The following is a 21,938-nucleotide window of genomic DNA, read 5'->3' on the forward strand; positions in this document are numbered from 1 at the left end:
TCAACCACTTGCGCTTCCGATCTCTCGTTAGCGGGAGGCGAATTCTACAGCGTTACACGCTGCTGTCAACACCTCTTTTTCTCCGCTTTCGACCGAGAGGATCGAAACGTTAATAGAGCCAAACAACATTGCCCTACCAACTCCTTCTGGGCTTCGATGGACTGAAGCAACTCGCTGTCGAATTCTGCGTAACTCTTTGTTTACCAAGGAGTTTTCCGTTTCGACTGCGCCGGAAGTGGGGCGAATTATAGACAGATATAAATCGCCGTCAACCCTTAATTTCAGGTTTATTCGGATTTAAGCGTAATACGTGCAAATGCCTTCTTGCCGGCCTGGCAAACGTGGGTCGCGCCCAGCTCGTATATAAAGGTGCGATCGACAACCTCACCATCTATACGCACACCACCAGAACCCAGAAGGTCACGAGCAACCGCCGAGTTCTTCACCAGGCCTGCCTTATTAAGGACAGCCGCGATCGGCATCGCCTCGCCAGCAGTCAGCTCAATCTCAGGCAGATCATCCGGCAGCTCGCCATCCTTCATGCGATTGCCCGCCGCACGGTGAGCACTGGCCGCAGCCTCCTCGCCATGGAAGCGCGCAACAATCTCTTCCGCGAGCTTGATCTTGACGTCCCGCGGATTCGCACCCGCCTCTACGTCGGCACGCAACGCATTGATCTCATCCATCGAGCGGAAGCTCAACAGCTCGAAGTAACGCCACATCAGCGCATCCGGAATAGAAACCAGCTTGCCGTACATCACGCCCGGTGCTTCCTGGATCCCGACATAGTTGCCCAACGACTTGGACATCTTCTTCACGCCATCCAACCCTTCCAGCAATGGCATGGTCAGAATGCACTGGGCCTCCTGACCATACGCGCGCTGCAGCTCACGCCCCATCAACAGGTTGAACTTCTGATCAGTACCGCCCAGCTCGACATCCGCACGCAGCGCCACCGAGTCATAACCTTGAACCAACGGATATAGGAACTCGTGAATCGCAATAGGCTGATTGGTGGAGTAGCGCTTATCGAAGTCATCGCGCTCAAGCATCCGCGCAACGGTGTACTGGGATGTCAGGCGAATAAAGTCCGCCGGGCCCATTTGATCCATCCATGTGGAGTTGAACGCCACCTCGGTCTTGGCCGGATCGAGAATCTTGAAGACCTGGGTCTTGTAGGTCTCGGCATTATCGAGAACCTGCTCACGGGTCAGCGGCGGGCGCGTGGCGCTCTTACCACTCGGGTCGCCGATCATCCCGGTGAAGTCACCTATAAGGAAGATCACCTGGTGCCCCAGCTCCTGGAACTGGCGCAGCTTATTAATAAGCACGGTATGACCCAGGTGCAGATCCGGCGCTGTCGGATCAAAGCCAGCCTTAATACGCAGGGGTTGGCCACGCTTGAGCTTTTCGATCAGCTCGGCCTCGACCAACAGTTCTTCCGCACCACGTTTGATCAGCGCTAGCTGCTCTTCAACCGACTTCATAACAGACCCGCAAGGCTCAGATTCAAAGGGAACCAACCATACAAGATCAGGGACTAATTACAAGTTTTGCCCTGTAAACAGACACCATTCGGCGAGCCCGGCATTCGCAAGCTTGCACCACAGATGATTTGGTTATATTTTATACAGTTATTTCATCTTCATCATGTCATTCATCTTTTCCATTTCATCTTTTCAAAGTCAAAATTACCTATGACCACTGAACCGTCTAAAGCGCCGCCGCTTTACCCGAAGACCCACCTGCTCGCCGCAAGTGGTATCGCCGCCCTTCTCAGCCTGGCACTCCTGGTATTCCCTTCCAGTGACGTAGAAGCCAAACGAACGACTCTGAGCCTTGACTTGGAGAGCCCGATTGAACAATTGACACAAGATCAAGACGCCTCTGACGCGCAACAAGCCACAACCGCAAGCGTCGAGTCACCATTTGCACAGATCGAAGACAGTGCGGACGACACCCAGCAAACCGCCCAGGCAGCACCTACACCCCAGATCGCAAAGGGCCCGGAGCATCGTGAAGTCATCGTGGGCAAAGGTGACACGCTATCGACGCTGTTTGAAAAGGTCGGCCTTCCAGCCACGACTGTTAATGAGGTGCTGGCCAGCGATAAGCAAGCCAAACAGTTCACCCAACTCAAGCGTGGCCAGAAGCTTCAGTTCGAGCTGACCCCGGACGGCCAACTGACCACCCTGCACAGCAACCTCAATGACCTCGAAAGCATCACCCTGACCAAGGGCGCCAAGGGCTTTGCCTTCAATCGCGTGACCACCAAGCCGGTGATGCGCTCGGCCTACATTCATGGCGTGATCAACAGCTCATTGTCCCAGTCCGCAGCGCGCGCGGGCCTGTCCCACAGCATGACCATGGACATGGCCAGCGTATTTGGCTACGACATCGACTTCGCCCAGGATATTCGCCAGGGTGACGAGTTCGACGTGATCTACGAGCAAAAGGTAGCCAACGGCAAGGTCGTCGGCACCGGTAATATCCTGTCGGCGCGTTTTACCAACCGCGGCAAGACCTACACCGCCGTGCGCTACACCAACAAACAAGGCAATAGCAGCTACTACACCGCCGACGGCAATAGCATGCGCAAGGCCTTCATCCGTACTCCGGTTGACTTCGCCCGTATTAGCTCGCGTTTCTCCATGGGCCGCAAGCATCCAATTCTGAACAAAATCCGCGCCCACAAAGGCGTGGACTATGCCGCACCGCGCGGCACGCCGATCAAGTCTGCCGGCGACGGCAAGGTGCTGCTGGCCGGGCGCCGCGGCGGCTACGGCAACACCGTTATCATCCAGCACGGCAACAGCTACCGTACGCTCTACGGTCACATGCAAGGCTTTGCCAAAGGTGTGAAGACCGGCGGCAACGTCAAGCAAGGCCAAGTGATCGGCTATATCGGCACCACTGGCCTGTCCACCGGCCCGCACCTGCACTATGAGTTCCAGGTCAACGGTGTGCACGTCGACCCGCTGGGCCAGAAGCTGCCAATGGCCGACCCGATCGCCAAGGCCGAGCGCGCCCGCTTCCTTCAGCAAAGCCAACCGCTGATGGCACGCATGGACCAGGAACGCGCCACCATGCTGGCTTCGGCGAAGCGCTAAGCGATGGCGCTCTATATAGGTGTGATGTCCGGGACCAGCCTCGATGGCCTGGATATTGCGCTGATCGAGCAGGAAACGGCGGTCAAGCTGATCGCCACGCACTACATCCCCATGCCCGCCCCCCTGCGTGTTGAACTGCTGGGCCTTTGCGCCAGCGGCCCGGACGAGATTGCACGTTCGGCGATTGCCCAGCAAAACTGGGTAACACTCGCCGCCCAGGGCATTCATGCTTTGCTGGAGCAACAGCAGCTCACTCACCACAACATCCGCGCAATTGGCAGCCACGGACAAACCATTCGCCACGAGCCTGCCCGCGGTTTCACCGTACAGATCGGCAACCCCGCCTTACTGGCTGAGCTGACCGGAATCACCGTGGTCAGTGACTTTCGTAGCCGCGATGTGGCCGCCGGTGGTCAGGGTGCGCCGCTGGTGCCAGCCTTTCACGAATCGCTGTTTGGCGAGGCCGACGGCAACCGCGCAGTACTGAATGTCGGCGGCTTCAGCAACCTGAGCCTGATCGAGACCGGCAAACCGGTAGCGGGTTTTGACTGCGGCCCGGGCAATGTCCTGCTGGACGCCTGGATTCACCAGCAACGGGGCGCAACCTTTGACCGCGACGGCCAATGGGCGGCGACAGGAAAGGTCGAGCCACAGCTGCTCAGCGCGTTGCTCAGTGACCCTTTCTTCCTGACCCAAGGCCCAAAAAGCACAGGGCGCGAAGTCTTCAACCTGCCCTGGCTGGAACAGCACCTCGGCCGACTGCCATCACTGCATGCCCAGGATGTCCAGGCCACGCTGCTGGAACTGACGGCGCAGACCATCGTTGCCTCATTGAAATCCGCGCAACCGCACACCGAAACCCTGCTGGTGTGTGGCGGCGGCGCGCATAACACCACGCTGATGAACCGCCTCGCCGCCATGCTACCGGCCACCCGCGTCAGCAGCACCGCCACCTACGGCGTAGATCCTGACTGGGTGGAAGCCATGGCCTTCGCCTGGCTGGCCCATTGCTGCCTTGAAGGCATCGCCGCCAACCGCCCAAGCGTGACCGGTGCCCGCGGCCTTCGCGTACTGGGCGCGATCTACCCCGCCTGAATCGCAGATAGCAAAACGCCGCTTGCCCCATAAGAGCCAAGCGGCGTTTTGCCTACCCGCTATCGATCAGATCGAAAACGACGAACCGCAACCACAAGTCGTGGTGGCATTCGGGTTTTTGATCACAAAGCGCGAGCCTTCCAAACCTTCCTGGTAATCCACCTCGGCACCCGCCAAGTACTGGAAGCTCATCGGATCCACGACCAGGCTTACGCCCTCGCGCTCGACGATGGTGTCGTCATCGGCCACATCTTCATCGAAGGTAAAGCCGTACTGAAACCCTGAACAACCGCCGCCCGTAACGAATACGCGCAGCTTCAAGCGATCATTACCCTCTTCATCGACCAGGCTCTTCACCTTGTGCGCAGCACCGTGGGTGAATTGCAAAGCCGTGGGGGTGAAGGATTCAACGCTCATGCTGATAATCTCCCGGCGTAGCGCCGCCATATGCGTGATGGCGGCCATTATCCGCTTCTCCTAGAAAAGCGGTCAACTATTGTTACGGTATATCAATCTGCCCGGTACCCCTTAAAAACACAAAAGGCCCGATCAACGGGCCTTTTGCACAGCAGCCAAAGCCTTAAGGCAGCATGCCGGCGTGGGACAAGCCGAGCTTCTCATCCAGGCCGAACAAGATGTTCAAGTTCTGCACAGCCTGGCCCGACGCGCCCTTGACCAGGTTATCGATAACCGACAGCACCACCACCAGGTCGCCATCCTGCGGACGATGCACGGCAATCCGGCACACGTTGGCACCGCGCACGCTGCGGGTTTCCGGGTGGCTGCCGGCCGGCATCACATCGACGAACGGCTCATTGGCATAACGCTTCTCGAACAATGCCTGCAGATCCACCGAGCGATCCGTAACGGTTGCATACAGTGTCGAGTGAATCCCACGGATCATCGGGGTCAGGTGCGGCACAAACGTCAGGCCAACGTCACGGCCGGCCGCACGGCGCAGGCCCTGGCGAATTTCCGGCAGGTGACGATGACCTTTGACGGCATACGCCTTCATGCTTTCCGAGGTCTCGGAGTACAAGGAGCCTACGGCCGCCCCGCGACCTGCGCCACTGACCCCCGACTTGCAGTCGGCAATCAGGCGCGAAGCATCAGCCAGGCCGGCTTCCAGCAACGGCAGGAAACCCAACTGGGCCGACGTCGGATAGCAACCCGGCACGGCAATCAGGCGCGCCTGCCTGATCTGCTCGCGATTGACCTCGGGCAAACCATACACCGCCTCTTCGAGCAGCTCTGGAGCACCATGGGGCTGGCCGTACCACTTGGCCCACTCATCGGCATCCTGCAGGCGGAAGTCCGCCGAGAGGTCGATGACCTTGGTCCCGGCCGCCAGCAACTCGCCGGCCAAGGCATGGGCAACCCCGTGCGGCGTGGCAAAGAACACCACGTCGCAGGCACCCAGGGTCTTGATATCCGGAACGCTGAACGCCAACCCGTCGTAATGACCGCGCAGGTTGGGATACATATCGGCAACGGCCAGGCCGGCCTCGGATCGGGAGGTGATGACCACCACCTCAGCTTGCGGATGCTGAGCCAACAGACGCAGCAATTCGACACCGGTGTAACCCGTGCCGCCGACGATACCGACCTTGACCATAAACCTGCCCTCAACGAACCACTGGAAAGCCGTCGATAATAGGGGCCGTATCGTTCTGCGACAACCGTCAAGGTGACGTGCGCACACTCTAACCTCTACTATCTCCAGTTACCGTGAACCTGGGAATAACTAAAAATGCTTTATCTATGGCTCAAAGCCTTTCATATCGTCAGCATTGTCTGCTGGTTTGCCGGGCTGTTTTACCTACCGCGCCTGTTCGTCTACCACGCACAAAGCCAGGATGCCGTCAGCCAGGAGCGCTTCAGCCTCATGGAGCGCAAGCTGTACAAGGGCATCATGCTGCCGGCGATGATCGCCACGCTGGTCTTCGGTATCTGGTTGATCAGCCTTAACCCGAGCGTCTTCAGCCAGGGTGGCTGGATGCACGCCAAGTTGACCCTGGTGGTGATCCTGATCGGCTACCACCATATGTGTGGCGCCCAGGTAAAACGTTTTGCCCGTGGCGAAAACACCCGCAGCCATGTCTTTTATCGCTGGTTCAATGAAGTGCCAGTTCTGATATTGCTGGCTATTGTAATTTTGGTCGTCGTAAAGCCGTTCTAACTCTCATCAGTTGCACTTAATCCGGGGTACTTCCAATGTCGCTGCCCGCTTTGCTAGAACAACGTCTGCGCCTGCCCGTGGTGGCTGCGCCGATGTTCCTGATTTCCAACCCACAACTGGTCCTGGCGTGCTGCCGCAATGGCGTGGTCGGGAGCTTCCCGGCACTCAACCAACGCGAAAGCAGTGGTTTCAAGGCCTGGCTGGAAGAAATCGAGGCGGGCCTGGCGCTGCTGGACAACCCCGCGCCCTACGCGGTCAACCTGATCGTGCACCACAGCAACCCGCGCCTTGAGGCTGACCTGGCGATCTGTGTCGAGCACAAGGTGCCGATCGTCATCACCAGCCTGGGCGCGGTCAAAGAATTGGTAGACGCCGTACACAGCTACGGCGGCCTGGTGTTCCATGACGTCACCACCCGGCGCCATGCCGAAAAAGCTGCCGAAGCCGGTGTCGACGGGCTGATCGCCGTGGCAGCGGGAGCCGGTGGCCACGCCGGCACCTGGAGTCCGTTCTCGCTGATCGCCGAAATCCGCCAGTTCTTCGACAAGACCCTGCTGCTGGCCGGCTGCCTGAACCATGGGCACGAAATCCTCGCCGCGCAATTGCTCGGGGCTGACCTCGCGTATTTCGGCACGCGCTTTATCGGCACCACTGAAAGCCACGCCCCCGATGCCTATAAAGAGATGCTGCTCACATCGCGCGCGGCCGATATCGTGCACACTCCGGCGGTGTCCGGCGTGCCGGCGAGCTTTATGCGTCAGAGCCTGGAAAACGCCGGTTTCGACCTCGCCGCCCTGCAAGGCAAGGGTGAAGTCAACTTTGGCGCCAAGCTCAAGCCCCTCAGCGACGAGGCAAAAGCCTGGAAGACGGTCTGGTCCGCCGGCCAGGGCGTGGGTGAGATTGACGATTTACCCAGTGTCGATGAACTGGTTGCCCGCCTCGATGCCGAATACCGCAAGGCCCGCGAGCAAGCAGCACAATTGCGCTGGCCACGCTGACATACCCGCCAGGCCTGCCCATTGAAGCAGGCCTGCATTACCCCCTGAAAAGTGACAAGGATGCCCGCATGAGCGACAACCGTTTCAAGATTGTGTTTGATGGAGCCCTGCTCCCGGGTGTCGAAAGCACCACCGCCAAGCTGAACCTGGCCGAACTGTTCAAAAGCGAAGTCGAGGCGATCGAAAAGCTCTTCACCGGGCGCCCGGTTGCGCTCAAACGCGACCTGTCTCGCCCCGATGCCGAAACCTACCTGGCCGCCTTGAAAAACGCCGGGGTTGATGCACGTATCGAAGCCGAACAACCCGTGGCCTTCAACCTGGCCGAAACACACGAGACCGATTCCGGCGCCTCTGACTTTTCGCGCCCGGCCGCGTCGCCGTATGCACCGCCGCGCGCAGCCGTGGGGGATAACCTTCCTGAGTTTTCCACCCTAAAGGTCTTCACCATCAACGGGCGGATAGGTCGCCTGCGCTTCCTCGCCTGGACGCTGGTCTTGAGTATGGTCTTGTCGGCCATCGTTGGCGCCCTGTTCACGGTTGGCCTGGGTGTTGCGGCCGTCTCCCCCACGGCCGCAATCATCATTGGCTCACTGCTCGGTACCGCCCTGTTCGTGGCCTCTGTGTGGATCAGTGTCCAGATCACCGTGCAACGCCTGCATGACCTGGGCTGGTCCGGGTGGTTATGGTTCCTGAACCTGGTGCCGATCGTAGGCAGCATTTTCCCGATCCTGCTGATTGTGCTGCCAGGCAATGCGGGCGCCAACCAATATGGTGCGCCACCGCCACGCAACTCCACCGCCGTGAAAGTCCTGGCCACTCTGTGGCTGGCAATCATCCCGCTGATATTCGCCGCCGCAGTGATGCTGGGCATGAGTGGTTATCTGGACCAACTGGAAACCAGCGTGGACAGTGGCTACGAAAGCAGCGCCATGAGCACCGATGATGAAGCTGACCAGAGCGTCATCGCCGGTGAAGAAGATGTGCAAAGTGCTGCCGAAGCAGCCGAACCTGTAGACTCTCCAGAAGAATGAAGAAACGCCCCACGCCTGTGACGCATCTGTCGCAGGCCCGGTGGCGTTGCGATGGAGAAACGCATGACCCGTTACGCTCTGATCACCGGCGCCTCCAGCGGCATCGGCCTGGCCCTGGCCGAAGCACTGGCCCGTCGCGGCCGCAGCTTGATTCTGGTGGCCCGCCAGCGTGATCAGTTGGAAAGTATTGCCATAGAGCTGACCCAACGCTTTGGCGTCGAAGTGTTGTTCCGCGCCTGCGACCTGGGTGAGCCATTGCGGCTTTCGGGGTTCCTGCTGGAGCTGGAAGAAGGCGAGCGGCAGATCGACTTGCTGGTCAACTGCGCCGGCATGGGCACCAGCGGCCCGTTCCTGGCCCAGGACTGGATGACCGAGCAGGACCTGATCGAGGTCAACATCCTGGCCCTGACCCGCCTGTGCCACGCGCTGGGTAACGCCATGGCCCTGCACGGTGGGGGGCAGATCCTCAACGTCGCCTCGGTCGCGGCCTTCCAGCCGGGGCCGTGGATGAGCACCTATTACGCCAGCAAGGCCTATGTGCTGCACTTTTCCGAAGGCCTGCGCGAAGAGCTGAAGAGCTGTGGCATCAAGGTTTCAGTGCTCTGCCCCGGCCCGACACACACCGCCTTCTTCGGCACCGCGCAGATGGACACTGCCAAGCTGGACCGTCAACAACTGATGAGCCCGGAAGAAGTGGCGCTGCACACCGTGCGTGCCCTGGCAAAGAACAAAGCGATCATTATTCCCGGTCGCCGTAACCGCTGGCTGGCATTCAGCCCGCGCTTGAGCCCGCGCTGGTTGACCCGCAAGATTGCCGGCGCCATCAACAAAGCCTATTGCCCGCGCTGACCTGCTGAGTACACTCACCCTGCACTTTCATAATGGAGAAACAGCTGTGGATACTCTGTTCACCAAGATCATCAACAGAGAAATACCCGCGAGGATTATCTACGAGGATGACCAGGTCCTGGCCTTCCACGATATTGCGCCAATGGCCCCCGTGCATTTCCTGGTGATTCCGAAAAAACCGATCCGCACCCTCAACGACCTGACGGAAGAAGACAAGGGCCTGGCTGGGCATATCCTGTTCACCGCCCAGCGCCTGGCCGTGGAACAAGGCTGTGAAAAAGGCTTTCGCGTGGTGATGAACTGCAATGAGGATGGCGGCCAGACCGTCTATCACATTCATATGCACGTGTTGGGTCAACGCCAGATGAACTGGCCACCGGGCTGAGGCCCCCCATTGCAGGAGCCGGCTTGCCGGCCCCTGCAAGAAGCATGACCCAGCGCAAACGCACACCCCTCTCTTGCGGTAAACTGGCCGCCGAGATTTTTCCCGGAGGTCAGCATGACTACCCAGCGTCACTACTCGCCGATTGACCGACTGTTGCTGCAAGCCGACACCGCCATGCGTACGTTGCTGCCCTTCAGCGGCCAGCCGTATCGCCCATCACCGGCCATCGTGCAACCCGAAGCACAAATGAGCGAGACGGATACCCGGCATGTCGCTGGCCTGATGCGTATCAACCATACCGGTGAAGTCTGTGCCCAGGCGCTGTACCAGGGCCAGGCCCTGACCGCCAAGCTGCCGCAAGTGCGCGCAGCCATGGAGCATGCGGCCGAGGAAGAAATCGACCACCTGGCCTGGTGCGAGCAACGTATCCGCCAGTTGGGCAGCCACCCCAGTGTGCTGAACCCGCTGTTTTATGGGCTGTCGTTTGGTATCGGTGCCGCTGCTGGCTTGATCAGCGACAAGGTCAGCCTGGGTTTTGTCGCCGCCACCGAACATCAGGTGTGCAAGCACCTGGATGAGCATCTGGAACAACTGCCGGCCGCGGACGAAAAATCCCGGGCGATTCTTGAGCAGATGCGTATCGATGAAGAGCAGCACGCAGAAAGCGCGCTGGATGCCGGCGGTTTCCGCTTCCCGGCGCCAGTGAGGTTTGGCATGAGCCTGATGGCCAAGGTCATGACCAAGAGCACCTACCGAATCTGAACTGCAAAAAAGGGCGCTTGCAAAGCGCCCTTTCTTTTTGCCAGCAGGTCCTGTGATCAACCCAACTCAATGATCTCGTAATCATGAGTAATGGCCACACCGGCCGCGCCGAGCATGATCGAGGCCGAGCAGTACTTCTGCGCCGACAGTTCGATGGCCCGCTTGACCTGCGCTTCCTTCAGCGCACGCCCCTTGACCACAAAATGCATATGGATCTTGGTGAATACCTTCGGGTCTTCAGTCGCGCGCTCGGCCTCCAGAAAGGCTTCGCAGCTTTCCACTGCCTGGCGCGACTTCTTCAGGATACTGACCACATCGAAGTTGCTGCAGCCACCCACGCCGAGCAGGAGCATTTCCATGGGACGTACCCCCAGATTGCGGCCACCGGCTTCTGGCGGGCCGTCCATGACCACCACATGACCACTGCCCGACTCACCGAGGAACATGGCTTCGCCCGCCCATTGGATGCGTGCCTTCATCGCCCAGACTCCACTGCTAAAAAAGGGGCGTCAGCTTATCACAGGCCCCCGCGAGCGCAGTGTTCTGCCGGAACACGATCAACAGTGGGCGTTGATAGGTAAATTCCCTGATCGAGTCAGAATGTGTCTGTTAAGCTGGCGCCAAATCAATGGCGCATTGCCATCCACTGGATGGACCTCGCTCGATAAAAAATACACGTCCAACCACACCGTGCAGTCTTTTCGGGATACAACCATGGTTGCTATTACCCCCCCCACACCCAAGATCAAGAACCTCGATAAGTTGCTGACCCATTGTCAGCGTCGGCGCTATCCGGCCAAGCAGAACATCATCTGCGCCGGGGAACGCTCGGAAACCCTGTTCTTTATTATCAAAGGTTCAGTCACGATCCTGATCGAGGATGAAGACGGCCGCGAAATGATCATCGCCTACCTCAATACCGGTGATTTTTTCGGGGAGCTGGGCCTGTTTGAGCAAGCCGGGAAAGAACAGGAACGCAGCGCCTGGGTAAGGGCCAAGATCGAGTGCGAGGTCGCAGAAATCAGCTACACGAAGTTTCGCGAGCTGGCCCAACAGGACCCCGACATCCTCTACGCCCTGAGCGGCCAGATTGCCCAGCGCTTGCGCAACACCACGCGCAAAGTCGGCGACCTGGCGTTCTTCGACGTCACCGGGCGCGTGGCCCGCTGCCTGCTGGAACTGTGCAAGCAGCCCGATGCCATGACCCATCCCGACGGCATGCAGATCAAGGTCACTCGCCAGGAGATCGGGCGGATCGTCGGTTGTTCGCGGGAGATGGTCGGTCGAGTGCTCAAGGATCTGGAAGAGCGCAACCTGGTGCACGTCAAAGGCAAGACGATGGTAGTGTTCGGTACTCGCTAGGGCGCAAAGACCTGCGCCAGCATCTGCCGGTATAAACCGTCGAGGCGGCTGATGGCATCCGGCGCAGCAAAAGCTTCATGCAAGGCGATATGGCTGTCGGCGCGCACCCGCTGCTCCAGGCCGCACGCCTGATTGAAGCGGTTGACCGCCGCAATCAGTTCCTCGCGATGGTTATCCAGCAACAGCGCGCCATGCACCAGGCCCACCGGGCGCCCACCACTCTGGCGCCAGCGCTGGGCCGTACCGACCATCTTGCGCCCGTCGAGGTTGACGTTATAGCGGCCATCGCAAAAGGCCCCGTCGATTTCGCCCACGGAGGCATCGCCACCCAATTCGGTCAGCAGGTCACAGATGGGTTGGCACAGACGCAAGTAGCCGGTTTCAATCCGGCCCTGGTCGCCCTCACTGCGCGGCGGTGCGTAGACCAGGGCGATATTGACCGTGGCGCTCGATTGCGGCACCGGTTCACCGCCGGTTTCCCGCAACAACACCGGCCAACCGTGGGCGGCCGATACCTGGCTCGCCGCTTCAAACGCAGGCAAGCGGCTCAGGCGACGAGGCATCACCAGTGCCTGGTCGCTGGGTTGCCAGAACAGCAGGCCGAAGGATTGCTCACCCGCGCAGACGGCAGCCAGCAAGTCCTGCTCGGCGGCAAGGCCTGCTTCAACGGTCATCGCTACGGGCTGAGTCATGCAACACCTACCTCTCGGAATAAACACAAAACCAAATGTGGGAGCTGGCTTGCCTGCGATAGCGGACTGCCAGTCAACGCATTGGCGACTGATACATTCGCTATCGCAGGCAAGCCAGCTCCCACACAAGCCAGCTCCCAAAGTGAGCCCCTTTTGGATCAATCCAGCGTCGAACCACTGACCGGCAGGCCACGCTCCGGGAAAAACAGGCGCTGCAACTCCGCCCCAGGATTCTCCGCACGCATAAAGGTCTCGCCGACCAGGAACGAGTAGACGTCGCTGATTTCCATCAACTCCACATCCGCGCGATTGACGATCCCGCTCTCGGTAATCACCAGGCGGTCGCGGGGAATGCGCGGCAGCAGATCCAGGGTGGTTTCCAGGTTGACTTCAAAGGTGTGCAGATTGCGGTTATTGACTCCCACCAGCCGTGTATCGAGGGTTTTCAACGCACGCTCCAGTTCGTCACCGTCGTGGACTTCGACCAGTACATCCAGGCCCACGCCTTTGGCAACTGCCGCCAGCTCGGCCATCTGCCCGTCGTCCAACGCCGACACGATCAGCAACACACAATCCGCGCCCAACGCCCGCGCCTCGACGATCTGGTACGGGTCGATCATGAAGTCCTTGCGGATCACCGGCAACTTGCACGCGGCGCGGGCTTGTTGCAGGTAAGCGTCGGAGCCCTGGAAGTAGTCGATGTCGGTGAGCACCGAAAGGCAAGTCGCCCCGCCCTTCTCATAGCTGGCAGCAATCTCTGCTGGCACGAAGTGCTCGCGGATCACGCCTTTGCTCGGCGAGGCCTTTTTGATCTCGGCGATCACCGCTGGCTGCTTGAGCTTGGCCTGGGTGATCAGGGCATTGGCAAAACCGCGGGGTGCATCGGCGCTTTTTGCCAGGCTTTCCAACTCGGCCAGGCTCACCCGTGCGCGGCGTTCGGCCACTTCTTCAACTTTGCGGGCGAGGATGTTTTCCAGAACTGTTGGCACGCTCATCCTTCATTCTCCATCTTGAATACGGCCGTGAATGCTCCCAGCTCTTCGAGCTTTTCGCGAGCCAGACCCGTATGCAGCGCATCGTGGGCCAAGGCGACACCTTCTGTAAGACTATAGGCGTGATCGGCTGCATAAAGTGCCGCGCCAGCATTCAGAACAATCATCTCGGCCGCTTTCTGGCCGTTTTCGGTCTTGCGACGCCCCAGGGCATCGCGAATCAATTCCAGGGACGCCGCCGGGCTGTCCACCGCCAGGCCATGCAGGCTCTGGCTCTTCATGCCGAGGTCTTCTGGCTCGACCCAGTATTCGGTGACCTGATCGTTCTTCAACTCGGCCACAAAGGTCGGGGCCGCCAGGCTGAACTCGTCCAGGCCATCCTTGGAGTGCACCACCAGCACATGCTTGCTGCCCAGGCGCTGCAGAACTTCGGCCAATGGCCGGCACAGCGCCTGGCTGAACACGCCCACCACCTGATGTTTCACACCGGCCGGATTCGTAAGCGGGCCAAGCATGTTGAACAGGGTGCGCAAGCCCAGGTCCTTGCGCGGGCCGGCGGCGTGCTTCATCGCCCCATGGTGGGACTGGGCAAACATAAAGCCGATGCCGACGTTGTCGATGCAGCGCGCCACCTGCACCGGTGTCAGGTTCAGGTAGATCCCGGCCGCTTCCAGCAGGTCGGCACTGCCGCTCTTGCCGGAGACGGCACGGTTGCCGTGCTTGGCCACGGTGCAGCCGGCAGCCGCCACCACGAAGGAGGACGCCGTCGAGACGTTGAAAATATTCGCACCATCGCCGCCGGTGCCAACCACATCGACCACACCGTCGAGGGTCTTGAGCTCGACCTTGTCCGCCAGTTCACGCATCACCGAGACGGCGCCGACGATTTCGTCGATGCTCTCGCTCTTCATACGCATGGCCATCATAAAGGCGCCAATCTGCGCATCGGTGCATTGGCCGGTCATGATTTCGCGCATGACATCGCTCATTTCAGCGGTGCTCAGGTCCAGATGGCCGACGATACGGCTCAGGGCAGTCTTGATATCCATGGAAAGTCCTTAGCGCGTGCCGCCGCTCTGCTTGAGAAAGTTGGCGAACAGCTCGTAGCCCTGCTCGGTCAGGATTGATTCGGGGTGAAACTGCACCCCTTCGACATTCAGTGTCTTGTGCCGCAGGCCCATGATCTCGTCGACCGAGCCGTCTTCCAGCTGGGTCCAGGCCGTCAGTTCCAGGCACTCGGGCAAGGTCTGGCGCTTGACTACCAGTGAGTGGTAACGGGTCACCGTCACCGGCAGGTTCAGGCCCTGGAACACGCCCTGATCATTATGGAACACCGGGCTGGTCTTGCCGTGCATCACCTGGCGGGCGCGCACCACGTCGCCACCAAACGCCTGGCCGATGGACTGGTGGCCCAGGCAAACCCCGAGAATCGGCAGCTTGCCGGCAAAAAAGCGGATGGCGTCCAGGGAGATGCCCGCTTCGGTCGGCGTGCAGGGGCCGGGGGAAACCACGATGCGCTCAGGATTCAGGGCGGCAATCTGCGCCACTGTCATTTCATCGTTGCGCACCACCTTGACCTCGGCACCAAGCTCGCCCAGGTATTGCACAACGTTGTAGGTAAAGGAGTCGTAGTTATCAATCATCAGCAACATGTGGGTTCAAACCTCTTGAATTCACTGATTTTGGATGACTGCCTTCCAAGAGCGTGACCCGCTGCCAGACGCACGTTCCGATTGCCGGGGTCAGCCGGCAAGAGGCGTCGAACAACGGGTGAAGAAGGCAAATCGGTACAGGTCCGGCCGGGCCGGCAGAGAAAATTCAGGCGCGCCAACGCCAACGGGCGTGTGCCTTGACTACTCGCATCAAGAGTTTGCTGATGATCAACACGGGGAGGGTCTCATTCATACGTTCAGGCACAGTAACGTAGCCTCGCCGACGGTGCAATATGGAGCAGCAAATACGGGGGCTATGACCAAGGGTTTGTAGGAAAAAACGATTTTCCCCACAGGGAACTCCCACTACATTGCTAGTGTTTCACTTCCGATACAAAAACAATCACATGGAATGCCCTATGCCCAGACCCTCTTTTGTTGCGCCCCTGACCGGCTGCCTCTTGTCACTGGCCTGCGCACAAGCGTTTGCAGCGCCTTCACCTTATTCAACCATGGTCGTTTTCGGCGATAGCCTGGCAGACGCGGGCCAGTTTCCCGATGGGGTGTCCGGCGCGACCCTGCGCTTTACCAACCGCACCGGCCCTACATTCCAGGGTGACTATGGCCTGGTTTCATCGACCCTGCTGGGCTCGAAACTGGGGGTCGCGCCAAACGACCTGAATGCCTCGACCTCACCGGTTCGCGCGGTGCAAGGCTTGCCTGACGGCAACAACTGGGCGGTCGGCGGCTACCGTACCGACAACATCCTCGATTCCATCACCCAGGTCTCCAACACCGCGATCCCTCCCGGCAATACGGGCGCGGGCACGGTGTTGCGCAGTCGCCAGGGTTATCTGCCCGCAAACGGGGGCCGCGCCGACCCCAATGCGCTGTATTTTCTGTCCGGTGGCGGTAATGACTTCCTGCAACAACGCGTCCTTAGCCCAGGCCAGGCCGTAGCCGCCGGCGGGCGCCTGGCCGACAGCGCCCAGGCCCTGCAACAAGCCGGCGCACGCTACATCATGGTGTGGATGCTGCCCGACCTGGGCCTGACACCCGCCATCAACGGCACGCCGCAGCAGGCAGCAACCTCCGCCCTGAGCACTATTTTCAATCAGGCCCTGGTCCAGCGCCTGTCGCAGATCGATGCCCAGATCATCCCATTGAATATCCCACTGCTGTTGCAGGAGTCCTTCGCCGACCCGGGCCGATTTGGCCTGGCGACCGGGCAGAACCTGACCGGCACCTGCTTCAGTGGGAACGGCTGCACCGCCAACCCGACCTATGGCATTGGCGGCACCCAACCGGACCCGACCAAGCTGATCTACAACGACTCGGTCCACCCGACCATTGCCGGGCAACGCTTGATCGCCGACTACGCCTATTCGCTGCTCGCCGCCCCCTGGGAACTGACCTTGCTGCCAGAGATGGCCCAAGGCACCCTGCGCGCCCATCAGGATGAATTGCGCAACCAATGGCAGGCGGACAACGGCAACTGGCAGGCCGTTGGCCAATGGCGCGCGATTGTCGCCGGTGGTGGCCAGCGCCTGGACTTCGACGGTCAAGGCCGCTCGGCCAGTGGCGACGGCAGTGGCTACAACCTGAATGTCGGCACCAGCTATCGCCTCGACGAGAGTTGGCGCGTAGGCGTGGCGGCCGGGCTCTATCGCCAGACGCTCGAAGCCGGCGCCAGCGACTCGGACTACAAGCTCAACAGCTACATGGGCAGTGCATTCGCGCAATATCAGCACAATCACTGGTGGGCCGATGCCGCGCTGACCGGCGGCCGGCTGGACTTCGACAGCCTCAAGCGCAAGTTCGCCCTGGGCGTCAGCGAAGGCTCAGAAAAAGGCGACACCGATGGCTGGCTCTGGGCCTTGAGCGGCCGCGTGGGCTATGACATTGCCGGGGTCGGTAGCGATTGGCACCTGTCACCGTTCATCAGCGCTGACTATGCGCGGGTCGAAGTCGATGGCTACGGGGAAAAAGGCAACCGCTCCACCGCGCTGACCTTTGATGATCAGCAGCGCGACTCCAGGCGCCTGGGCGTTGGCCTGCAGGGCAGCTACCGCGTCACCCCGCACACCCAGGTGTTTGGCGAAGTGGCTCACGAGCATGAGTTCGAGAATGACACCCAAAAGGTGAATATTTCGCTCAACAGCGTGCAGGGGATCGATTTCAAGCTGGACGGCTACACGCCTCGCAGCAATTCGGAGCGCTTGAGTCTCGGGGTCAGCCACAAGCTGACTGAGGAACTGGCGTTGCGCGCGGCGTATAACGTTAGGAAGGATGACAGCCTGACCCAGCAAGGGGTCAGTGTCGGGGTGAGCCTGGATTTCTAATACGGCCTTAAAAACAACATAAAACCCATGTGGGAGCGGGCTTGCCCGCGATAGCGGTGGTTCAGTCACTGCATCGGTGACTGGCAGACCGCCATCGCGGGCAAGCCCGCTCCCACACAAGCCCAACCCCACATTTAGATCAGGATCGACCGTCAGTCTTGCGGCGTCTGCTCAGCCAACGCCACCGCACGGAACATCGCCCGGCGCTTGTTCAGGGTTTCTTCCCACTCAAGGGCCGGCACCGAGTCAGCCACGATCCCGCCGCCCGCCTGCACATGCAGTTCGCCGTCCTTGATCACCGCCGTGCGGATCGCAATGGCGGTGTCCATGTTGCCGTTCCAGGCGAAATAGCCCACGGCGCCGCCGTAGACACCACGCTTGACCGGCTCCAGTTCGTCGATGATTTCCATCGCGCGGATCTTCGGCGCGCCAGACAAGGTGCCCGCCGGCAGAATGGCGCGCAGCGCATCCATCGCCGTCAGGCCGGCCTTCAGCTCGCCGGTGACGTTGGACACGATGTGCATCACGTTGGAATAACGCTCGATCACCATCTTCTCGGTGAGTTTCACCGAGCCAATTTCCGAAACGCGCCCGGTGTCGTTACGCCCAAGATCGATGAGCATCAAGTGCTCGGCGATTTCCTTGTCGTCCGACAGCAGGTCTTCTTCAAGCGCCAGGTCGGCCTCTTCGGTCGCGCCACGGGGGCGCGTACCGGCAATCGGGCGCACGGTGATCAGGTTGTCTTCGACGCGCACCAGCACTTCCGGCGAGCTGCCCACCACGTGGAAGTCGCCAAAGTTGAAGAAGTACATGTACGGCGTCGGGTTGAAACAGCGCAGCGCCCGGTACAGGTCGATGGGCGCCGCCTTGAAGTCGATGGACATGCGCTGCGACGGCACCACTTGCATGCAGTCACCGGCGAGGATGTATTGCTTGATGGTCTCGACTGCGCGCTCGTAGTCATCCTGGGTAAAGCTGGAGCGAAACACCGGGTCGGCCGCCGGCGGACGGCTGAGGTCCAGGCCGCGACGCGGGGTGATCGGCTGGCGCAGCTTGTCCAGCAGGGCTTCGAGGCTGGCCTGGCCTTGCTCGAACGCATCGGCCTGGGCCGGGTCGGCCAGGACGATCGCGTGCATCTTGCCGGCCAGGTTGTCGAACACCACGACCGCGTCGGACACCATCAGCAGGATGTCCGGCACGCCCAACGGATCGGGGTTCGGGCATTTGCCCAGGCGCTGTTCCACGTAACGTACGCAGTCGTAGCCGAAATACCCCACCAGGCCGCCATTAAACCGCGGCAGGCCAGGGATGGTCGGCACGTTGTAGCGCGCCTTGAAATCTTCGACGAAGGCCAGCGGGTCTTGCACATCGTGGCTTTCGATCTCGACGCCGTCATGGGTGATGCTGACGTGATGGTCGTGCACCCGCAAAACCGTGCGGCACGGCAGGCCGATGATCGAGTAACGCCCCCACTTCTCGCCGCCCTGCACCGATTCCAGCAGGTAGGAATTGGGCTCGTCGGCCAGTTTCAGGTAGATCGACAGCGGCGTATCGAAGTCGGCCAGGGTTTCCCGGGCCATGGGGATGCGGTTGTAGCCGGCAGCGGCCAAACGCAGGAATTCTTCGCGGATCATGAGGTGCCTCGTGGCGTGAGGGTCTAACAGTCAGGTAGGCAAACGTGCCGCAGCGCGGCCAGGATCAGTCAGGCGCGCCAACGCCAGCGGGCCAGGGCCTTGATGACTTTCATCCAGAGTTTGCGAGTGACCACCACGATGGGATTTCCAGAAGGGGATGGGACAGCGTCGGGCAACGTTATCTCAGCGCCCGCTCCCAGGCAACTGGGGATTAGCTGTCGCAGGTCATCAATGACCAGCGCCGGTGACTCTTCGGCAATCGGTCGGCCATGGTTGTAGCCGTAGCTCAGGGCCACGCACTGCACGCCCGCGGCTTTTGCGGCCAGCACATCGCTACGCGAATCGCCGATAAACAACGACTGGGAGGCCGGGATATTGGCCATTTTCATCACAAAGAACAGCGCCGCCGGATCGGGCTTTTTCTGCGGCAGGGTATCGCCGCCAATGATCCAGCGGAAATACCGGCCGATCTTCATCTGGTCCAGCAACGGTGCGACGAAGCGCTCCGGCTTGTTGGTGATCAGGGCCATTTCCACGCCCTGCTTGTGCAGCCACTTGAGGGTATCGCGCACGCCGGGGTAAACCACGGTCAGCTCGTGGCCGTCTTCGTAGGCGGCGTTGAACAGTTCCAGCGCGTGCTCGGCCTCCACCTCATCGACGCCTTCGGCATCGATGTGATTGGCCAGGGCCCGACGCACCAGCATGTGCACACCGTTGCCGACCCAGTCGCGCACCGGCTCGATGCCAACCGGTTTGCGCCCCAGCTTGAGCAACATGTGATCCACCGCAGCCGCCAGGTCCGGCACCGAATCGACCAGGGTGCCGTCCAGGTCGAACATCACCAGCCGCGGCAATTTACCGGGAAACAGTTGCTCAAAACCGCTCATGGACGCGCCAGCGCCAGTTCTGCACGCATGTTGCCGATCACGGCCTGGTAGTCAGGGGTGTTGAAGATCGCCGAGCCGGCGACGAAGGTATCGGCGCCCGCCGCCGCGATGTCGCGGATGTTGTGGACATTGACCCCACCGTCGATCTCCAGGCGGATATCGCGGCCAGAGGCATCGATCAGCGCACGGGCTTCACGCAGCTTGTCGAGGGTGCCGGGGATGAACTTCTGCCCGCCAAAGCCTGGGTTGACGCTCATCAACAAGACCATGTCGACCTTGTCCATCACGTACTTGAGGGTGTCCAGCGGGGTCGCCGGGTTGAACACCAGGCCGGCCTTGCAGCCACCTTCGCGGATCAGTTGCAGGGAACGGTCGATATGCAGCGTGGCTTCCGGGTGGAAGGTGATGTAGGTCGCACCGGCCTCGATGAAGTCGCCAATGATGCGGTCCACCGGGCTGACCATCAGGTGCACATCGATGGGCGCGGTCACGCCGTACTTGCGCAGCGCCGCGCATACCATCGGGCCGATGGTCAGGTTCGGCACATAGTGGTTGTCCATGACATCGAAGTGTACGAAGTCGGCACCGGCGGCCAACACGTTGTCCACTTCTTCACCCAGGCGGGCGAAGTCGGCGGAGAGGATCGATGGAGCAATAACGAAGGGCTGCATGACGCACCTTTTCTGAGCTAAATCACGATGGCGCGCATTGTATACCTCATGCTTTGCTGCGCGCACCGTGACCTGACTCAATGGCTAGTAGGCAGCACGGTAGATTTTTTCGATATCCGCCGCGCTGAGCTTGCGTGGGTTGTTGCGCATCAGCCGCTCGATACCCGCCGCCTCTAGCGCCATGGCCGGGATCGCGTCCTCGGGCACGCCGAAGCTGCGCAGGCCGGATGGGATCTCCACTGCGGCACACAGTCGCGTCATGGCCTCCACCGCCTGGTCGGCCGCCTCGTTGACGCTCAAGCCTGTGATATTCACCCCCATGGCCTGGGCGACATCCTGCATACGCTCGACACAGGCCAACTTGTTCCAGTGCATCACATAGGGCAGCAGCAACGCATTGCCCACCCCATGGGCAATATTGAAACGCCCGCCCAACGGGTAGGCCAACGCATGCACCGCGCCCACCCCGGCATTGCCGAAGGCCATGCCGGCCATCAGGCTGGCAGTGGCCATATCGTCACGCGCCTGCAGGTTGGCCGGGTTGGCGTAGGCCTTGGGCAAGGCCTTGGCGATCAACTTGATCGCGCCAATGGCCAGGGCATCGGTGATCGGCGAGGCATTCAGGGACAGATAGGACTCGATGGCATGCACCAGGGCATCCACGCCACTGGCCGCCGTGACACCACGCGGGCAGGTCAGGGTCATTTGCGGGCTGATCAGCGCAACATCCGGCAGCAGGTAGTCGCTGACGATGCCTTTTTTCAATTGCGCGGACTTGTCCGAGAGGATCGCCACATTGGTCACTTCCGAACCGGTGCCGGCCGTGGTCGGGATGGCGATCAGCGGCGGGCCCTTGCGCGGCACCTGGTCCACGCCAAACAGGTCCGCCAGGGCGCCGTGATAACCGGCATAGGCGGCGACGCTCTTGGCGATATCGATGGCGCTGCCACCGCCCAGGCCGATCAGGCCGTCATGCCCGCCGTCACGGTAGGCCTGCATGCAGTCTTCAACGATCGCGAGCTCCGGGTCGGGCAACACCCGGTCGAAGATCTCGTAGGGACGATCGCCCAACTGCGCCAACGCCAGCTGCACCGTGCCAGACTTGATCAGCGCGGCATCGGTGACGATCAACGGGTTATCGATATCCAGCCGGGTCAGCTCGGCGGCCAACTGCTCGATGGCGCCTGGGCCGGTGAGCAATTTGTGGGCGATCTTGAATGAGGAGGTACTCATGTGCGCGGCCTCTTGTAAATTGTGGGGCTGGCACAAGAATAGCTGAGGGATAAGGGTTGTCTGC

22 protein-coding genes are annotated in these 21,938 nt (G+C 60.6%); 10 read left to right on the forward strand and 12 right to left on the reverse strand.

What is annotated here, in order from left to right:
• Positions 1-287: 287 nt before the first annotated feature.
• Complete coding sequence (gene tyrS / locus BLL38_RS08780; protein ID WP_076962201.1) at positions 288-1,487, reverse strand: tyrosine--tRNA ligase; 1,200 nt, start codon at positions 1,485-1,487, stop codon at positions 288-290.
• 210 nt (positions 1,488-1,697) lie between these two features.
• Here tyrS and BLL38_RS08785 point away from each other — a divergent pair, with 210 nt between their 5' ends.
• Complete coding sequence (locus BLL38_RS08785; RefSeq protein WP_076962202.1) at positions 1,698-3,110, forward strand: OapA family protein; 1,413 nt, start codon at positions 1,698-1,700, stop codon at positions 3,108-3,110.
• A 3-nt stretch (positions 3,111-3,113) separates the two neighbouring features.
• A complete protein-coding gene (locus BLL38_RS08790; RefSeq protein ID WP_076962203.1) occupies positions 3,114-4,205 on the forward strand; it encodes an anhydro-N-acetylmuramic acid kinase in 1,092 nt (363 codons plus the stop codon).
• 66 nt (positions 4,206-4,271) lie between these two features.
• Here the strand turns inward: BLL38_RS08790 and erpA are convergent, their stop codons facing one another.
• Both erpA and argC read right to left on the reverse strand, forming a co-directional pair.
• Positions 4,272-4,622 carry an iron-sulfur cluster insertion protein ErpA gene (erpA, locus tag BLL38_RS08795; RefSeq protein ID WP_003176443.1) on the reverse strand — a complete coding sequence of 117 codons (351 nt, stop codon included), beginning with the start codon at positions 4,620-4,622 and terminating at the stop codon, positions 4,272-4,274.
• A 163-nt stretch (positions 4,623-4,785) separates the two neighbouring features.
• Positions 4,786-5,820: an N-acetyl-gamma-glutamyl-phosphate reductase gene (gene argC / locus BLL38_RS08800; protein ID WP_076962204.1), complete on the reverse strand. Its 1,035-nt coding sequence runs from the start codon at positions 5,818-5,820 to the stop codon at positions 4,786-4,788.
• Positions 5,821-5,955: 135 nt separating this feature from the next.
• Between argC and hemJ the strand changes: the two genes are divergently transcribed.
• From hemJ to coq7, 6 genes are all read left to right on the forward strand, one after another.
• The gene (gene hemJ / locus BLL38_RS08805; RefSeq protein ID WP_029296744.1) at positions 5,956-6,384 is read left to right on the forward strand and encodes a protoporphyrinogen oxidase HemJ; all 429 of its coding nucleotides are present in this window, start codon (positions 5,956-5,958) and stop codon (positions 6,382-6,384) included.
• A gap of 35 nt (positions 6,385-6,419) precedes the next feature.
• Positions 6,420-7,382, forward strand: a complete 963-nt coding sequence (locus tag BLL38_RS08810; RefSeq protein WP_076962205.1) for an NAD(P)H-dependent flavin oxidoreductase — start codon at positions 6,420-6,422, stop codon at positions 7,380-7,382.
• Between the two features lie 68 nt (positions 7,383-7,450).
• Positions 7,451-8,413, forward strand: a complete 963-nt coding sequence (locus tag BLL38_RS08815; protein ID WP_076962206.1) for a DUF805 domain-containing protein — start codon at positions 7,451-7,453, stop codon at positions 8,411-8,413.
• Positions 8,414-8,476: 63 nt separating this feature from the next.
• On the forward strand, positions 8,477-9,262 hold the full coding sequence (locus BLL38_RS08820; protein WP_076962207.1) for an SDR family NAD(P)-dependent oxidoreductase: 786 nt from the start codon (positions 8,477-8,479) through the stop codon (positions 9,260-9,262).
• Positions 9,263-9,308: 46 nt separating this feature from the next.
• On the forward strand, positions 9,309-9,647 hold the full coding sequence (locus tag BLL38_RS08825; protein ID WP_032858506.1) for a histidine triad nucleotide-binding protein: 339 nt from the start codon (positions 9,309-9,311) through the stop codon (positions 9,645-9,647).
• 114 nt (positions 9,648-9,761) lie between these two features.
• A complete protein-coding gene (gene coq7 / locus BLL38_RS08830; RefSeq protein WP_076962208.1) occupies positions 9,762-10,409 on the forward strand; it encodes a 2-polyprenyl-3-methyl-6-methoxy-1,4-benzoquinone monooxygenase in 648 nt (215 codons plus the stop codon).
• 56 nt (positions 10,410-10,465) lie between these two features.
• On the opposite strand, the gene BLL38_RS08835 is transcribed toward coq7, so the two are convergent.
• Complete coding sequence (locus BLL38_RS08835) at positions 10,466-10,888, reverse strand: OsmC family protein (RefSeq protein WP_029296755.1); 423 nt, start codon at positions 10,886-10,888, stop codon at positions 10,466-10,468.
• A 235-nt stretch (positions 10,889-11,123) separates the two neighbouring features.
• Here BLL38_RS08835 and crp point away from each other — a divergent pair, with 235 nt between their 5' ends.
• Positions 11,124-11,771 carry a cAMP-activated global transcriptional regulator CRP gene (gene crp / locus BLL38_RS08840; protein ID WP_076962209.1) on the forward strand — a complete coding sequence of 216 codons (648 nt, stop codon included), beginning with the start codon at positions 11,124-11,126 and terminating at the stop codon, positions 11,769-11,771.
• On the opposite strand, the gene BLL38_RS08845 is transcribed toward crp, so the two are convergent.
• From BLL38_RS08845 to BLL38_RS08860, 4 genes are all read right to left on the reverse strand, one after another.
• Positions 11,768-12,463, reverse strand: coding sequence for a lipoate--protein ligase family protein (locus tag BLL38_RS08845; RefSeq protein WP_076962210.1), 696 nt, complete (start codon positions 12,461-12,463; stop codon positions 11,768-11,770). The two genes, crp and BLL38_RS08845, sit on opposite strands and share 4 nt — an antisense overlap.
• Positions 12,464-12,621: 158 nt before the next feature.
• Positions 12,622-13,458: an indole-3-glycerol phosphate synthase TrpC gene (gene trpC, locus BLL38_RS08850; protein ID WP_076962211.1), complete on the reverse strand. Its 837-nt coding sequence runs from the start codon at positions 13,456-13,458 to the stop codon at positions 12,622-12,624.
• Positions 13,455-14,504, reverse strand: a complete 1,050-nt coding sequence (trpD, locus tag BLL38_RS08855) for an anthranilate phosphoribosyltransferase (RefSeq protein WP_076962212.1) — start codon at positions 14,502-14,504, stop codon at positions 13,455-13,457. The genes trpC and trpD overlap by 4 nt, the downstream gene beginning before the upstream one ends.
• 9 nt (positions 14,505-14,513) lie before the next feature.
• Positions 14,514-15,107 carry an aminodeoxychorismate/anthranilate synthase component II gene (locus BLL38_RS08860; protein ID WP_076962213.1) on the reverse strand — a complete coding sequence of 198 codons (594 nt, stop codon included), beginning with the start codon at positions 15,105-15,107 and terminating at the stop codon, positions 14,514-14,516.
• A gap of 419 nt (positions 15,108-15,526) precedes the next feature.
• On the opposite strand from BLL38_RS08860, the gene estP reads away from it, so the two are divergent.
• Entirely contained in the window at positions 15,527-17,449 is a 1,923-nt protein-coding gene (gene estP / locus BLL38_RS08865) for an esterase EstP (RefSeq protein ID WP_076962214.1), read from the forward strand.
• A gap of 152 nt (positions 17,450-17,601) precedes the next feature.
• On the opposite strand, the gene trpE is transcribed toward estP, so the two are convergent.
• The 4 genes from trpE to BLL38_RS08885 form a co-directional block, all read right to left on the reverse strand.
• Positions 17,602-19,083: an anthranilate synthase component I gene (trpE, locus tag BLL38_RS08870; protein WP_076962215.1), complete on the reverse strand. Its 1,482-nt coding sequence runs from the start codon at positions 19,081-19,083 to the stop codon at positions 17,602-17,604.
• A gap of 68 nt (positions 19,084-19,151) precedes the next feature.
• Positions 19,152-19,970, reverse strand: coding sequence for a phosphoglycolate phosphatase (locus BLL38_RS08875; protein ID WP_076962216.1), 819 nt, complete (start codon positions 19,968-19,970; stop codon positions 19,152-19,154).
• Positions 19,967-20,641, reverse strand: coding sequence for a ribulose-phosphate 3-epimerase (rpe, locus tag BLL38_RS08880; protein WP_076962217.1), 675 nt, complete (start codon positions 20,639-20,641; stop codon positions 19,967-19,969). The genes BLL38_RS08875 and rpe overlap by 4 nt, the downstream gene beginning before the upstream one ends.
• An 84-nt stretch (positions 20,642-20,725) precedes the next feature.
• The gene (locus BLL38_RS08885) at positions 20,726-21,874 is read right to left on the reverse strand and encodes an iron-containing alcohol dehydrogenase (protein WP_076962218.1); all 1,149 of its coding nucleotides are present in this window, start codon (positions 21,872-21,874) and stop codon (positions 20,726-20,728) included.
• Positions 21,875-21,938 lie beyond the last annotated feature (64 nt).

The organism is Pseudomonas gessardii (assembly GCF_001983165.1).
Classification (GTDB): domain Bacteria; phylum Pseudomonadota; class Gammaproteobacteria; order Pseudomonadales; family Pseudomonadaceae; genus Aquipseudomonas; species Aquipseudomonas gessardii.

Excerpts from the sequence above, each read along its gene's own strand:
- hemJ (WP_029296744.1), top strand. The coding sequence starts at position 5,956 with ATGCTTTATCTATGGCTCAAAGCCTTTCATATCGTCAGCATTGTCTGC.
- coq7 (WP_076962208.1), top strand. The coding sequence starts at position 9,762 with ATGACTACCCAGCGTCACTACTCGCCGATTGACCGACTGTTGCTGCAA.
- BLL38_RS08820 (WP_076962207.1), top strand. The coding sequence starts at position 8,477 with ATGACCCGTTACGCTCTGATCACCGGCGCCTCCAGCGGCATCGGCCTG.
- BLL38_RS08845 (WP_076962210.1), bottom strand. The coding sequence starts at position 12,463 with ATGACTCAGCCCGTAGCGATGACCGTTGAAGCAGGCCTTGCCGCCGAG.
- trpE (WP_076962215.1), bottom strand. The coding sequence starts at position 19,083 with ATGATCCGCGAAGAATTCCTGCGTTTGGCCGCTGCCGGCTACAACCGC.
- BLL38_RS08860 (WP_076962213.1), bottom strand. The coding sequence starts at position 15,107 with ATGTTGCTGATGATTGATAACTACGACTCCTTTACCTACAACGTTGTG.
- crp (WP_076962209.1), top strand. The coding sequence starts at position 11,124 with ATGGTTGCTATTACCCCCCCCACACCCAAGATCAAGAACCTCGATAAG.
- BLL38_RS08785 (WP_076962202.1), top strand. The coding sequence starts at position 1,698 with ATGACCACTGAACCGTCTAAAGCGCCGCCGCTTTACCCGAAGACCCAC.
- BLL38_RS08815 (WP_076962206.1), top strand. The coding sequence starts at position 7,451 with ATGAGCGACAACCGTTTCAAGATTGTGTTTGATGGAGCCCTGCTCCCG.
- argC (WP_076962204.1), bottom strand. The coding sequence starts at position 5,820 with ATGGTCAAGGTCGGTATCGTCGGCGGCACGGGTTACACCGGTGTCGAA.
- rpe (WP_076962217.1), bottom strand. The coding sequence starts at position 20,641 with ATGCAGCCCTTCGTTATTGCTCCATCGATCCTCTCCGCCGACTTCGCC.
- estP (WP_076962214.1), top strand. The coding sequence starts at position 15,527 with ATGCCCAGACCCTCTTTTGTTGCGCCCCTGACCGGCTGCCTCTTGTCA.
- BLL38_RS08810 (WP_076962205.1), top strand. The coding sequence starts at position 6,420 with ATGTCGCTGCCCGCTTTGCTAGAACAACGTCTGCGCCTGCCCGTGGTG.
- BLL38_RS08885 (WP_076962218.1), bottom strand. The coding sequence starts at position 21,874 with ATGAGTACCTCCTCATTCAAGATCGCCCACAAATTGCTCACCGGCCCA.
- erpA (WP_003176443.1), bottom strand. The coding sequence starts at position 4,622 with ATGAGCGTTGAATCCTTCACCCCCACGGCTTTGCAATTCACCCACGGT.
- BLL38_RS08835 (WP_029296755.1), bottom strand. The coding sequence starts at position 10,888 with ATGAAGGCACGCATCCAATGGGCGGGCGAAGCCATGTTCCTCGGTGAG.
- BLL38_RS08790 (WP_076962203.1), top strand. The coding sequence starts at position 3,114 with ATGGCGCTCTATATAGGTGTGATGTCCGGGACCAGCCTCGATGGCCTG.
- trpD (WP_076962212.1), bottom strand. The coding sequence starts at position 14,504 with ATGGATATCAAGACTGCCCTGAGCCGTATCGTCGGCCATCTGGACCTG.
- tyrS (WP_076962201.1), bottom strand. The coding sequence starts at position 1,487 with ATGAAGTCGGTTGAAGAGCAGCTAGCGCTGATCAAACGTGGTGCGGAA.
- trpC (WP_076962211.1), bottom strand. The coding sequence starts at position 13,458 with ATGAGCGTGCCAACAGTTCTGGAAAACATCCTCGCCCGCAAAGTTGAA.
- BLL38_RS08875 (WP_076962216.1), bottom strand. The coding sequence starts at position 19,970 with ATGAGCGGTTTTGAGCAACTGTTTCCCGGTAAATTGCCGCGGCTGGTG.